This is a genomic window from Amorphus orientalis (assembly GCF_030814015.1).
Classification (GTDB): domain Bacteria; phylum Pseudomonadota; class Alphaproteobacteria; order Rhizobiales; family Amorphaceae; genus Amorphus; species Amorphus orientalis.
In genome coordinates, this window is record NZ_JAUSUL010000009.1 from 23,936 (window position 1) to 37,515 (window position 13,580).

Annotated in this window: 11 protein-coding genes; 2 read left to right on the forward strand and 9 right to left on the reverse strand. The window is 66.0% G+C overall.

The features are described from left to right. The first annotated feature begins 310 nt into the window (after window positions 1-310). Window positions 311-685 (forward strand): DUF805 domain-containing protein, encoded by a 375-nt coding sequence (locus J2S73_RS21335; protein ID WP_306887731.1) that lies wholly within the window; start codon window positions 311-313, stop codon window positions 683-685. A gap of 84 nt (window positions 686-769) precedes the next feature. Here the strand turns inward: J2S73_RS21335 and J2S73_RS21340 are convergent, their stop codons facing one another. The 9 genes from J2S73_RS21340 to J2S73_RS21380 form a co-directional block, all read right to left on the reverse strand. Then, window positions 770-1,810 carry a magnesium transporter gene (locus J2S73_RS21340; protein WP_306887733.1) on the reverse strand — a complete coding sequence of 347 codons (1,041 nt, stop codon included), beginning with the start codon at window positions 1,808-1,810 and terminating at the stop codon, window positions 770-772. Between the two features lie 145 nt (window positions 1,811-1,955). After that, entirely contained in the window at window positions 1,956-2,855 is a 900-nt protein-coding gene (locus J2S73_RS21345) for a 2-oxo acid dehydrogenase subunit E2 (RefSeq protein WP_306887734.1), read from the reverse strand. Between the two features lie 10 nt (window positions 2,856-2,865). Further along, window positions 2,866-4,311: an NAD-dependent succinate-semialdehyde dehydrogenase gene (locus tag J2S73_RS21350; RefSeq protein ID WP_306887736.1), complete on the reverse strand. Its 1,446-nt coding sequence runs from the start codon at window positions 4,309-4,311 to the stop codon at window positions 2,866-2,868. A 207-nt stretch (window positions 4,312-4,518) separates the two neighbouring features. Next, window positions 4,519-5,862 (reverse strand): biotin/lipoyl-containing protein, encoded by a 1,344-nt coding sequence (locus tag J2S73_RS21355; protein WP_306887737.1) that lies wholly within the window; start codon window positions 5,860-5,862, stop codon window positions 4,519-4,521. Beyond that, the gene (locus tag J2S73_RS21360; protein WP_306887738.1) at window positions 5,852-6,850 is read right to left on the reverse strand and encodes an alpha-ketoacid dehydrogenase subunit beta; all 999 of its coding nucleotides are present in this window, start codon (window positions 6,848-6,850) and stop codon (window positions 5,852-5,854) included. Before J2S73_RS21360 ends, J2S73_RS21355 begins: the two co-directional genes overlap by 11 nt. Continuing rightward, window positions 6,847-7,866 (reverse strand): thiamine pyrophosphate-dependent dehydrogenase E1 component subunit alpha, encoded by a 1,020-nt coding sequence (locus tag J2S73_RS21365; protein WP_306887739.1) that lies wholly within the window; start codon window positions 7,864-7,866, stop codon window positions 6,847-6,849. The genes J2S73_RS21360 and J2S73_RS21365 overlap by 4 nt, the downstream gene beginning before the upstream one ends. A 184-nt stretch (window positions 7,867-8,050) precedes the next feature. After that, window positions 8,051-9,349 carry a M24 family metallopeptidase gene (locus tag J2S73_RS21370; protein ID WP_306887740.1) on the reverse strand — a complete coding sequence of 433 codons (1,299 nt, stop codon included), beginning with the start codon at window positions 9,347-9,349 and terminating at the stop codon, window positions 8,051-8,053. A 77-nt stretch (window positions 9,350-9,426) separates the two neighbouring features. Beyond that, window positions 9,427-10,236: an SDR family NAD(P)-dependent oxidoreductase gene (locus J2S73_RS21375; RefSeq protein WP_306887741.1), complete on the reverse strand. Its 810-nt coding sequence runs from the start codon at window positions 10,234-10,236 to the stop codon at window positions 9,427-9,429. Window positions 10,237-10,248: 12 nt separating this feature from the next. Next, the gene (locus J2S73_RS21380) at window positions 10,249-12,003 is read right to left on the reverse strand and encodes an extracellular solute-binding protein (RefSeq protein WP_306887742.1); all 1,755 of its coding nucleotides are present in this window, start codon (window positions 12,001-12,003) and stop codon (window positions 10,249-10,251) included. Between the two features lie 318 nt (window positions 12,004-12,321). Between J2S73_RS21380 and J2S73_RS21385 the strand changes: the two genes are divergently transcribed. Then, complete coding sequence (locus J2S73_RS21385; protein WP_306887743.1) at window positions 12,322-13,284, forward strand: sugar ABC transporter substrate-binding protein; 963 nt, start codon at window positions 12,322-12,324, stop codon at window positions 13,282-13,284. The last annotated feature ends 296 nt before the right edge of the window (window positions 13,285-13,580 follow it).

Below are 13,580 nucleotides of genomic sequence, written 5' to 3' on the forward strand. Positions count from 1 at the left end.
TCACCTTCGGAGCCATCCGCACCGCTTCAGGCCCGCAGGCGGCGAATGTGCCGGGATCCGGCCCGTGTCGGGGCCCATGCAGGTCCGGGTCTCCCCACCTCCACCAACCGGCGACGTTCCGTCTCGGACGAGACTGTGTCCGAACCAGACCGGCCTGAACGAGAAAGATCTGCTCAAGCTATTGAATCCGGAGCCATTTCTTACTGCTCAGATGTTTCCATGCGAGCAGAAAAGGCTCTAAGGTCGGGACGTGGGTGAGAGGGCGAACGGGCCAGCCGCTTCGCCATAGCTCGATTTGGGGGAACTGACGATGATCGAGAGCTACAAGCACGTCATGAGCAACTATGTGACCTTTTCGGGTCGCATCGACCGTAAGACCTACTGGCTTTACGTCCTGACCTACGTGATCATCATCATCATCGCGAGCATTCTGGACAGTATTCTGGGATTCGCGCCCTACGAAGGCAGCGGTCCCATCGGGGCGATTGTCGGCCTGGTCCATTTCCTGCCGTCGCTCGCTGCCGGCTTCCGCCGGCTTCACGACATCGGCAAGTCGGCCTGGTGGTACCTGATCATCCTGATCCCGCTGATCGGGATCCTGGTTCTCCTGTTCTTCCACATCCAGCGCGGCGAAGACGGAGCGAACCGGTTCGGCGCCGACCCCCGTGGCAGCGTCGCGGCCTGACGAAGCGGCGTCACCCCGGCCTTGAGCCGGGACGCTCGGAACAACGGTGGACCGTGAGGCTGTGCCCCGTTGTCCCGTTCCGGATCACGTATGCGCGAACGGGATGCCGAGCATCCAGGTGGTGATGGAGAAATAGAGGATGAGGCCGGTGAGATCGACGATGGTCGTCAGCGCCGGCCCCGACACCAGCGCCGGGTCCTGCCTGATCGCCAAGGCACCTAGCGGCAGCAAGGCACCGATCAGGGTCGCCGTGACCACCTGAACCGCCAGCGCCAGTGCGATCGCAACGGCGATCCCCTCGATGGTCAAACCGGCCGGCACGTCGGCGGCGTTGGAGATCAGGGCGACCTTGAGGAAGGCGAACGCGAACAGGGTCGCCGCCAGCAGGATCGAGACGCAGCTTTCCCGCCACAGGATCCGCCCGAAATCGCCGATCCGGACGCTGCCGACCGCGATCGCCCGGGTCACCAGGCTCGCCGACTGGGTGCCCACATTGCCGCCGGTGTCGGCGACCATCGGCATGTAGAGTGCCAGGATGACCAGCGCGTCGAGGGCGTGCTCGTAGACGTGGACGACATAGCCCGCGGCGAGCCCGGCAACGGCCAGACCCAGCACCCAGGGAACCCGGCGGCGGAAATCCCTCCAGACAGTCTGGTTCAGGTAATCGTCCTCAACCTCGCCGGCGATGCCGACGAAGCGGTCGGCGTCCTCGATCAGCTCGCCCAGGAGATAGCGGTTCGCGCGATCGGCGAACACGACACCGGCGAGCCGTCCATCCGCCTCCAGAACCGGAACGACGACGGCCCCGGTCCGCAGCATCACACGCGCCACGCCCTCCGCCGTATCGCTCAGCCGGGCAACGATCGGAGCGGGGGTCGCGACCGCCGACACCGGAGTGGTGCCGTCGACGCTCAGAAGGCGGCGGAGGGAAACCAGCCCGACCACGCCACCCGACGCGTCCATGACGAGGCCCTCACAGGCTGCTCCGCTTCCCCCGTCGCTCGCGAAAGTGGCCATCGCTTCCGCGCAGGTCGCCGCTTCGGGCACCTGGACGAACCGGTCACTCAGGATGGCTGCCACGCCGTCGACGACGTCGTTTCCCGCACTTCCGTTCTCCGGCGCCATCGGCCGCTCCCCCTTCGCCTCGTCCCGTCCCGGACGCCCTCAAGGACGCCGCTTGTGCCGAGCTTCTGCAAAGGTTTGGTGACCGAACCCCCGATCAGACATCGCGCGGCAGACGCATGCGGATGGAGGGAATCCGGATCGGCTGTCAACCGATCAGAAGGCGGCGCGGCTCCTCCAGGAGGTCGGCGTAGCGGCGCAGGAAACGGGCCGCATCGGCGCCGTTGATGACACGGTGGTCGTAGGACAGATCGAGCGGCACCATGGGGACGGGGACGAACGCGTCGTTCTCCCACACCGGAACGGTTTCGGTCCGGGTGATGCCGAGGATCGCCACCTCCGGCGGATTGACGATCGGGGTGAAGGCCGTCCCGCCGATCCCACCGAGATTGGAGATCGACATGGACGCCCCGCCCATCTCCTCCGGACGGACCTTGCGGGCCTGGGCCCGGCCGGCCAGATCCGCGATCTCGTCGGCAATCTGCCAAAGCCCCTTTTGGTCGGTGTCGCGGACGACCGGCACCACGAGCCCCGCCGGGGTATCCACCGCGATGCCGACATGGACATAGGACTTCATGTGCAGCGTCTTGCCGTCGGCGCTGAGCGAGGCATTGAACTTCGGGAACGCCTTCAGACAGGCCGTCAGCGCCTTCACGTGGAAGGCGAGCGTGGTGAGCTTCACGCCACGCTCCACCGCCTCGTCCTTCAGCCGTGCGCGGAACGCCTCGACCCGGCGGATGTCGGCCCGGTCGTGATGGGTCACCTGGGGGATGTGCGCATTGGCGGCGGCGAGATTGTCCGCCGCGATCTGCGCCATCCGGCTGAGCGGTTCGTCGGTCACCGGACCATGGGCGGTGTGGTCGACGTCCCAGTAGCGCCTGCCCTCCCCCGCCGGCGCGCCGCCCGACGCTCCGCTCTCGCCGGCCAGATGCCGGTCGACATCCTCCTTGGCCAGCGTTTCCCGGCCCGTGGCGGACGCCACGGCACCGAGATCGACCCCTTTTTGTCCGGCGTAGGAGCGGACGGAGGGCGACGCGATATAGCTCATCGCCGCCTCCCTACCAGGTCGCCGAGATGTACTGGGTTTCCATGAACTCCAGCATGCCTTCGTGGCCGCCCTCGCGGCCGAGGCCCGACTGCTTGGTGCCGCCGAAGGGCGCCGCCGGATCGGAAACCAGCCCGCGGTTCAGGCCGACCATGCCGTAGTCCAGCCGCTCGCAGACCTGCAGGCCGCGCTTCATGTTCTCCGTGAACACGTAGGCGACCAGCCCGTACTCGGTGTCGTTGGCGCGGCGGACCACGTCATCGGTGTCGGTGAAGGTCTGGATGGCGGCGACCGGGCCGAAGATCTCGTCGTGCACGCAGTCTGCGGTCTCCGGAACGTCGGTCAAGACGGTTGGCGGGTAGAAGAAGCCGCGTCCCGCCGGCAGTTCGCCGCCGAGCTTCAGCTTGGCGCCCTTCTCGATCGCGTCGGCCACGAAGGCGGCGACCTTCTCCTGGGTGTCGCGGTTGACCAGCGGGCCGACGTCGACGTCCGGATCGAGCCCGTCACCGACCTTGAGCTTCGCCATCGCGGCGGTGAACTTCTCGGCGAAGGCATCGGCCACCTTTTCGTGGACATAGAACCGGTTGGCAGCGGTACAGGCTTCGCCAAGATTGCGCATCTTGGCCAGCATGGCGCCTTCCACGGCGGCGTCGATGTCGGCGTCGTCGAAGACGATCAGCGGCGCGTTGCCGCCAAGCTCCATGGCCGGCTTCAGCACCTGGTCGGCAGCCGAATGCAGCAGCTTGCGGCCGACGCCGGTGGAGCCGGTGAACGACACCACCCGCACGCGCGGATCGTGCAGCAGGTGATCGACCAGCTTGCCGGAATGGCGCGAGGGAAGCACGTTGACGAGCCCCTTGGGCACGCCGGCCTCCTCCAGAAGCGGCATCAGCGCCAGCATGGTCAGCGGGGTCTCGCTGGCCGGCTTGATGATCACCGGGCAGCCGGCCGCCAGCGCCGGCGCGATCTTGCGGGTGCCCATGGCCGCCGGATAGTTCCACGGCGTAACGAGGACCGCGATGCCGGCCGGCTTGTGCTGGACGATGATCCGCGCGCCGGAGGCCGGCGCATGGGTAATCAGCCCGTCGGCGCGGACGGCTTCTTCGGCGAACCAGCGGAAGAACTCGGCCGCATAGGTCGCCTCGCCGCGGGCATCGGTCCCCGCCTTTCCGTTTTCCAGCGTGATCAGCCGCGCGAACTCGTCGAGCCGCGCGGTCATGAGTTCCCAGGCCTTGCGCAGGACTTCCGAGCGCTGGCGCGGCGTGCGTCCGGCCCACTCGGCGAACGCCTTGTCGGCGGCGTCGAGCGCGGCATCGGCATCCTCGATTTCCGCCGACGCCACGTGGGCCAGAACGTCCTCGGTCGCGGGATTGAGGACCTCGAAACGGTCGCCGGATGCACCGGGCCGCCACGCGCCGCCGATATAGAGATCCGTGAATTGCTGAACGGCCTGATCCATGATGGACGCCTTTCCTCTCCAAGGAGCAGGTCCCCTCGGATCCGAACAGATCGGATCGGGGACAGAACTGCTCGTCAATCTATGCTCTCAGCCCTTTCCCGACGGCCCGGCGATCGCCGGCCGGCAGGAACGGCTTTCGATTGCTCCGGCGGCGGAGCGGATGCATCGACCCGCCGCGTGCCGGTTCCGGTTTCGCCCGGACGCCCACTAAAGCAGGTGACGGAGCGGTTCGCCAACACGCTCCGCAAAACCGGACAACACCGCGATCGCGGCTTCGGCCGACAGCGCCCCGGCGGAGCCCTCGAAGGTCAGAACGAGCGCGTCCCCCGACCGCGTGACGGTCAGGACAGGCACGTCTTCTCCCCCGAGATGGACGCTGGTAACCGGCCCGCCGCTCAGATCGCGCAGGATCACCGCCGGCGCGCCGGCCTCCGGATCCGGTTCGCCCGAGCCGAGCCCCGCCCTGTCCGGATCCACGAAGAAGCTGGCCTTGCCGAAGCTTTCCGCCCGAACGACCAGGGGGGTTTCGTCGGATACCGGGCGGATCGCAGCCGCGGCGAAGGCGGCCAGAACCGCCACCCGCGACACCGGTCGGCCGAGCTCCTTGCCCAGCCAGGCGAGAAGATCGTCGAGGCCGGCCGGAGCGACTTCCGCGACGATGCGCCTGGATACGGCCCCTGGCCCCCCGGCGGGGCTCACCGCCTCGGCCGGCAGGGCCGCAAGGGTGTCCAGGTCCGCGACGTGGAAGGGCTGCGGCACGCCTTCGCGCACGAGGCGCTCCAGGTCGAGCCCCCGCTCCTGCGCCAGACGCCTGGCCTTGGGCGAGGCCAGGATGCGGCCGCCCGACGACGGCTTGGGTGCTGCGACGGCGTCCTTAGCCGGCGCCTTCTGCGGGGCCGGCACCTTGTCAGGCGGCGGCGCCTCTTTCTCAGGCGCTGCGGCGGGCTTCGCCGACGAAAGCGACCGGGAAACCGGCGCCTCGGGCTTGTCGTCCGAAATGATCGCGATCACGTCGCCGACCGGTACATCCTCCCCGGCCTCGGCGAAGAGGCCCGCGACATATCCATCGAACCCGGCCGGGACCTCCATCGCGCTCTTGTCGGTCTCCACCTCCAGAAGCACGTCGTCGGCGGCAACCTGATCGCCGGGCGCCTTCTGCCAGGAGATGATCCGGCCAGTGTCCTGGGACATGCCCAGCGCCGGCATGATGACCTTCTGGCCCTGGATTTCGGGTGCGTCGGTGCCAGCTGCCCCCTCCGGGGCCGGCGCGTCATCCGCCTCCCCTTCGGCCTCCGCCTCTTCCGGCTCGTCGGCGGTCTCGGTGATCCGGGCGACCCGTTCGCCCACCGGCACGTTGTCGCCGGCCTTGGCCCTGACGCCGGTCAGGTATCCGTCCGCCTGGGCTTCGACCTCCATCGTCGCCTTGTCGGTCTCCACCTCCATCAGCGCGTCGCCGGCTTTCACCGGATCCCCCGGCTGCTTGAGCCAGGACACGATCAGGCCGGAGTCCTGCGACATGCCGAGCGCCGGCATGATCACGTCATGCGGCATGGACCAGCTCCCCGCGGCAGATTTTCCGCGCCTTGTCCGCAACGCCCCGCGCGTTCGGAACCGTCAGATCCTCCAGCGCGGGCGAGAACGGCACGGGCACGTCCATCGCGCCGATCCGGATGACAGGCGCGTCCAGATGATAGAACGCCTTTTCGCTGATCCGGGCCGCGATCTCGGCGGTCACGCCGTAGCTCTGATGGCCCTCGTCGACGACCATCGCCCGGGAGGTCTTGCGCACCGAGTTGAGGATGGTCTCCTCGTCCAGCGGAACGATGGTGCGCGGATCGATCACCTCGGCACTGATGCCGTCTTCCGACAGGATGTCGGCGGCTTCCTCGGCCACGGCGACCATGGAGGACGTGGCGACGATGGTGACGTCCCGCCCCTCGCGCTTCACGGCCGCCTGGCCGAACGGAATGAGGTACTCCTCTTCCGGGACCGGCGCCTTGTCCTGGTACATCAGCTTGTCTTCGAAGATGACGACGGGATTGTTGTCCCGGATCGCCGTCTTCATCAGCCCCTTCGCCTCGTAGGCGGAGGACGGCAGCGCCACCTTGAGCCCGGGAATGTGCGCAACCAACGCATGCAGGCTCTGGGAGTGCTGGGCGGCGGACCGGCGGGTCGCCCCGAGATTGGCCCTCAGCACCAGCGGCACCTCGAGCTTGCCGCCCGACATGTAGTGGATCTTGGCCGCCTGATTACAGAGCTGGTCCATGATCAGATAGATGAAATCGCCGAACATCAGGTCGACGATGGGCCGCGATCCGGTCATCGCCGCGCCAACAGCGATGCCCATGAAGCCGGGTTCGGAGATCGGGGTGTCGATCACGCGGTCGGTGCCGAACTCCTCCACCAGGCCAGACAGAACCTTGAAGGGCGTGCCGGCTTCCGCGACGTCCTCGCCGATGATGAACACGGTCTCGTCGCGGCGCATTTCTTCCGCGATCGCCTCGTTGACGGCCTTGGCCAGTGTGATGTCGCGGCTCATGGGCGGGCTCCGGGAAGATAGTCGAGGGCGTGGTCGACACCGGCATAGACATGCATGTCGACTTCGGACGGGTCCGGATACGCGGCATTCAGCGCGTACTCGACCGCAGCCTCGGCATCGGCCTTGATCTCATTGTTGATCTCGACGAGCTCGTCGGCTGACACGATGCCCTGATCCTCCAGCCATTTGCCGAAGTTGGTGATCGGGTCGCGCAGCTTCTTCCACTCCGCTTCCTCGTCCTTGGCGCGGTAGTAGTCGCGGTTGATGTCGCCGACGTGGTGACCGTGATAGCGGTAGGTCTTCAGCTCGATGAAGAACGGGCCCTCGCCCTTGCGACACCGGTCGCTCAGCGTCTCGGCCAGCTCGTTGACGGCCAGCACGTCCTGGCCGTCGATCTGGAAGGATTCGATGCCGAACGCCTCCGCCCGCTTGATCAGCGAGCCGGCCGCAATTTCCTTGGTCTTTGTGTATTCGCTGTAGCCGTTGTTCTCGCAGGCGTAAATGACCGGCAGATTCCAGAGCGCGGCCATGTTCATCACCTCGTACCACAGCCCCTGGGCGGTGGCGCCGTCACCGAAGAAGCAGACCGTCACGAAGTTCTTGCCGAGACGCTTGGCGGAGAGCGCGGCGCCGGTGGCGATACCCATCGAGCCGCCGACGATGGCGTTGGCGCCGAGATTGCCGTGGGACTGGTCGGCAATGTGCATCGACCCGCCCTTGCCGCGGCAGTAGCCCTCCTCCTTGCCCAGGAGCTCGCAGAACATGGCCTTGAACTCGGCGCCCTTGGCGACGCAGTGGCCGTGGCCGCGATGGGTCGAGGTGATCCGGTCCTCGTCGGTGAGCGCCTCGCAGATGCCGACCGCGACGGCCTCCTGACCGGAGTACATGTGCGTGAGCCCCGGCATCTTGGCAGCGAGATAGAGCTGGTTCGCGTTGTCCTCGAACGCGCGAATGCGCACCATCTGCCGGTACATACGGAGATAGTCTTCGGTGTTGTGCGTGCGTGTTTCCGACACCACCAATGTCCTCCCTTGAACACCCCCTGCACGGACCAGCCCGTCCGGAACGCGGCGGGCGGTGCCTGCGCAGGTTGTCGGCGACCCGGGTCGCCGACCTCTTGTTATCGCGCCGACGCTGCCCCCGATGCGCAGGATCGGATGCCGCGCGAAGTTCGCCGCGCGGCATCAACCGCCAGTCCGGCTAGTAGCGGTTGGCGATGGGCAGCTCTTCGGCCGGGAACAGGCTGATCACCTCCACGCCGGTGTCGGTGACCACCACCTCTTCCTCGATGCGCGCGGCGGAGTAGCCGTCGGCGGCCGGGCAGTAAGTCTCCAGCGCGAACACCATGCCGGTCTTGATCTCCATCGGGTGCTCCAGCGACACCGCCCGCGAGATGATCGGCCGCTCGTGCAGCGCCAGTCCGAGCCCGTGGCCGAACTGAAGCCCGAACGCGGCGTCCTCGCTCGGGAAGCCGAATTCTTCCGCCTTCGGCCAGACCTCCGCCACCTTGTCCGTCGACACCCCCGGCTTGATCATCTGGATCGACGCGTCGATCCATTCGCGCGCCTTCACGTAGGCGTCGTGCTGGGCCGGCGTCGCCCGGCCGATGTTGAACGTCCGGTAGTAGCAGGTCCGGTAGCCCTGATAGGACTGCAGGATATCGAAGAAGGCCTGGTCGCCCGGCCGGAAGTAGCGGTCGGTGAAGTTGTGCGGATGCGGATTGCAGCGCTCGCCGGCGATCGCGTTGATCGCCTCCACGTCGTCCGACCCCATCTCGTAGAGCTGCTTGTTGGCCAGCGCGACGATGTCGTTCTCGCGGATGCCCGGCTTCAGCTCCTCGTAGATGGTGTGGTAGACGCCGTCGACCATCGAGGCCGCCTGGGTGAGCAGCTGGATCTCGTCCCAGTTCTTGATCTCGCGCGCCGCCAGCATGATCTGCTGGCCGTCGATGACGTTGAGACCCTCTTCCAGCAGCGCGTGGAACATCGCCGTCTCGGCATAGTCGACGCCGACCGGCATGTCGGCCATTCCGGCATCGCGGATCAGCCCGGCGATTTCCTTCGCATAGCGGCGCATCAGGCCGAATTCGGGCGGGATCGTGCCGCGCATGCCGACCACACCGGCGCGGCAGTGGTCCGGGATCAGCCAGTCCGCATATTTCTGATGGTGAACGGCGGCGGATCCGAAGTCCCAGACATAGGGCGCGTCGTCACCGGTCAAGAGGCAGAACCGGCACATCTTGTCCCGCTCCCACTCGCCGATCTTGGTCGCCGAGACGTAGCGGATGTTGTTCACGTCGAAGAGCAGCAGCGTGCCGGCCTTGGAGGCCTGCAGCGCCTCCCGCGTGCGCGCCAGACGGTAGCGCCGCAGCCGGTCGTGATCGATGCGGCGCTCAAAATCGACCGAGGTGTGGCCCCAGGCCGGGATCCGTCCCTCCCAGCGCCAGTGCGGCTCGAGATCCTGAGGGGTGAGCACGTTGGGTGTCAGTGCAAGGTTCATGGCTCGGCTCCGTTTGACCGCTCAGCGGTCGGAGGTTTGCAGGCGGCGGACGGCGCAGGTGCGCCGGTCGGCCCCGGTCACTGCATGATCATTCCGCCGTCGATCATGATGAGCTGGCCGGTCATGTAGTCGCTCTCGTCGGAGGCGAGGAACGCGGCCGTTCCCTTCACGTCGTCGGGGGTGGACAATTCCTTCATCAGGATCATCGTCTGGGCGAGGTGGTCCATGGACTGGCCCTCCTCCTCGAACATGCCGATCTCGACCAGGTCCTTGTCCAGCTGCGCCCAGAGTTCCGTCTTCACGACTCCGGGGCCGTAGCCATTGACCGTGATCTTGTGCTGCCAGAGCGCCTTGGCGCCGCCGATGATCAGTGCAAGCGCACAGTATTTCGAGCAGGAATAGGGAATGACGTCGAGAAACGCGGTCCGCGATACGATCGAGCCGACGTTGATGATCTTGTAGGGATGGTCCTCCATCGGGCCCTGATCGATCATCTTGCGGGCGGATTCCTGCATGCCAAGAAGCATTCCCTTGGCATTGATGTTCATGATGGCGTCCCAGTTGTCTTCGTCGATATCCATGAACATGCGCGGCTTGTTGATGCCCGCGTTCATCAGGGCGACGTTGATCGATCCGAACTCTTCGGCAGTCGCCTCCACGGCGGCCCGGTTCTGGTCGCGCTTGGTGACGTCGAGCTTGACGGCGATCGCCTTGCCGTTGCCGGCCGCGTTGATCCGCTTGGCGACGTCGTTGACCCCATCGACGTTGATGTCACCGAGGCAGACGTTGGCCCCCTGCGCGGCGAAATATTCCGCGTTGGCGGCCCCCATTCCCTGAGCTGCGCCGGTGATCAGAATGTTCTTTCCCTTGAGGCGATTGGGGTCCATGAGCTCCTCCCGTTAGAGTTTTCCCGCCGCCCTCAGAAGCTGGTCGGCGCGGTCTTGTGCGGATTGAAGGGCAGCCTTCGGTGACTGAACGCCGCGCAGCATGTCGTGGCATTCCTCGCCGCAGATCTGGATGATGCGGCTGATTTCCGGGACCGGCGGGCGCGGCCAGAACTGGAGCTCGTCGCGCCAGGACATCGCGTCGACCGCCTCGAAGATCGGCGACAGACGACGCACCTCCGGATCGGCGCTGACCGAGTAGCGCGGATTGGTCCGGCTGCCGTGCTCGACATAGAGTTTCTGGGCTTCCGGAGAGGTGAAGACGATGAGCGCCTCAACCGCCGCCGCCAGCCGCTCCGGGGCGATGTTGGCCGGGATGCAGAGCAGGTAGCCGCCGACCGGCGCAATCGGATGCGCATTCGGCCCGGCCGGATGCGGCAGGTAGCCGACCTTGCCGTAGGCAGCGCAGGTCGGGTTCTGCTCGAAATAGGGCGCGAGCAGCGTGTAGCCGTAGGCCATGGCCACCCGCCCGTTGGCGAACGGGCGCACCCGCTCGTACCAGGACATGGACAGGATGTCGGGCGGCGAATACTGCAGCAGCGCCATCAGATATTCCGCCGCCTCCAGCGCGCGCGGCGTGTCGATGGTCGGGCGGTAGCTGCCGCTCGCCAGCCGCGAGGCGTCGAAGCCGCCGGCCTGTCTCGGCAGATCGAGGATGGGCTGGCCGAAATCGGCACAGGTCATCATGAAGGTGTGGCCGAGCGCCGTGCCGCGCGCCGCGTTCCAGGCGATGCCGTAGCGGCCCTTTGATGGCTCGTGAAGGACTTGAGCCGCCTCCAGGAGGGCGTCCGTCGAATGGGGCGGCTCGAGACCGGCCTCGGCGAACAGGTCCTTGCGGTAGAAGAGAAGCTCCGGCGTGGTCTGGGAGGGAACCCCGTAGGCGCGGTTTTCCCAGTGCGCGCCCTGCCAGCCGGCGGTGTGGAAATCGCTCGGGGTCAGCCGCTCGACGTCGAGCACGTCCTCAAGCGGCATCAGATAGCCGTTTTCCGCGAACTCCCCGACCCAGGGCAGGTCCAGCGCGATCAGGTCGTACCGGCTGACCGAGCGCTGGGCGTTCTTGAGCGCCTCCTCGTGGAGGCGGTCGATGGAGAAGGCGCGCTGCTGGATCGGACAGCCGATGACCTGTTCGAACTGGCGCTTGAGGCCGTGCATGACCATGAAGGTGGGATCGCCATGCACGAGCACCCTGAGGCCGCCGGTCACCTTGAGCGGCTCCAGCAGAACCTGGGGCGGCTGAATGGTCCGCGCGGCCAGATAGGAGCTCCCGAAATAGTAGTCCCGGGCCTCCGCCCGCGGCTCGCCCGTGCCGAAGAAATCGCCGGCGAGCCGGCGCACCCGGTTGCTGAACTGGGTCCAGGCTTCCAGCATGTGCGCGCTGGGATGCAGCGAATAGCTCTTGCCGCTGGAGGTCCGCGGACGCTGCTCGATGAGCCCCGCCTCGATCATCTCCTTCATGCGCCGGTTCGCGGTCGCATAAGGCACCCCCGACGCCCCGATCAGGGAGGTCGGCGTCACCGCCTTGGCTTCGAGATGGCGCTTGACCAGGTACGCGGACATCTTGACGTAGGCGTTGGGCGCCGACAGCTCCATCAGCCCGGCCAGCTCGTCGTCGAAATTCTCAAGGAACCCAAGAACCTGGAGGATCTCGATCTTGGCCTGGGGCGTCAGGTGCGGCTGCTCCTTCGCCAGTTCTCCCTTGTGGTGGTTCATCTGGGTGCTCCATGAGACCCCGGTGGCCGAACCACGCTGCGTTTCCTTCAAAATGAATTGTTTTTGGATAGCCATCGGCCACCTTCCCGACATTGAGCGAGCTCGCAGCTTCGCAAAACTCAGGAAGTATCCAAATTGATTTCTGGATTATCCATTATGGATTTTTTTGGGGGAGCGCAGAATTCGCCGTCTGGGCACGCTAACGATGACGCCTGCCGTGAGCATCCCGAGAGGATCCGGAGGCGATCCAAAGGAATTCGGCCGAAACGGGCCCTTAAAGAGACTTCGGCCGAAACGGCCATAATGGGAGGACTGAGAATGACCAGTAAAATGCGCGCACTTCTGACTGCCACCACCGCGGTGGCCGGTCTCGCGCTTGCCGGTTCCGCCTACGCCGATACGATGAAGATCGGCATCACCCAGAACAATGTCGGCGTCGACAGCTACCAGACGACCTATGAAAGGGCCTTCGTCTCGGCAGCCGAGGCCAATCCCAACGTCGAAGCCGTCGTTCTGGACGCCGGCGGCGACGTCGCCCGACAGATCGCCCAGATGGAAGACCTGATCCAGCAGGAAGTCGACGCCATCATCATCTGGCCGACCAACGGCGAGGCGGTCATCCCGGCCGTGCGCAAGGCCCAGAATGCCGGCATCCCGGTGATTGTGACCAATTCGAACATCGCCGAGCAGGGCTTCGACTTCGTGAAGTCGTTTTCCGGTCCGGACAACATCACGCAGGGATCACGCTCCGCGGAGATCATGTGCGACAAGTTCAAGGACATGGGCATCGCCGACGAGGCGAAGATCGTCCAGATCTCCGGACAGCCGGGCTACACCACCGCGATCGAGCGGGCGAAGGGCTTCGAGGACCGCCTGCCGGAAGTGTGCCCGAACGTGGAGCTGATGGAGACCCAGCCCGGCGACTGGAACCGGGAGAAGTCGCAGAGGGTGATGGAAGCCTTCCTCGTCAAGTATGACGACATCGACGGCGTCTACGCCGGCGACGACAACATGGGTGTCGGCGCCCTCAACGCCGCCAAGGCGGCCGGCCGGGACGGCATCATCTTCGTGGGCGCCACCAACTTTGCGGTCGGCTACGAGGCGATGGAACGCGGCGAGTACTGGGGTTCGATCTACCAGTCGCCGGTCGACGACGCGGAAGCGGCCCTGCAGACCGCGATCGACATCCTCGACGGCAAGGACGTGCCGTTCCTGAACTACTTCGACACGCCGAAGATCACCCAGGAGAACATGGACCAGTTCGACAAGCCGGTCTTCTGATCTCCCTCCTCGTCCGCGGGACACCTTGCGGGCCCTCGACGGGCCCGCCCTTTTTCCCGGCCGGGACGAGCGCACCGATCCACACGGGTCGACATGACGGACGCCGGGAACGTGCGGCGAAAGCATCGCCAACACATCCGGCCTCCGCTTGAGCCACCGCCGCTCGGATGGAAGCATCGGAGCGATAAGAAACGGCTCCAAATTCAACAAGCTGCGCAGGTTCCGCTCAAGCTGATCCAGCCTGAGCGGAACATGCTCTAAAAGATTTTCGGGACGGGAGACTCCGGCATGGTCCG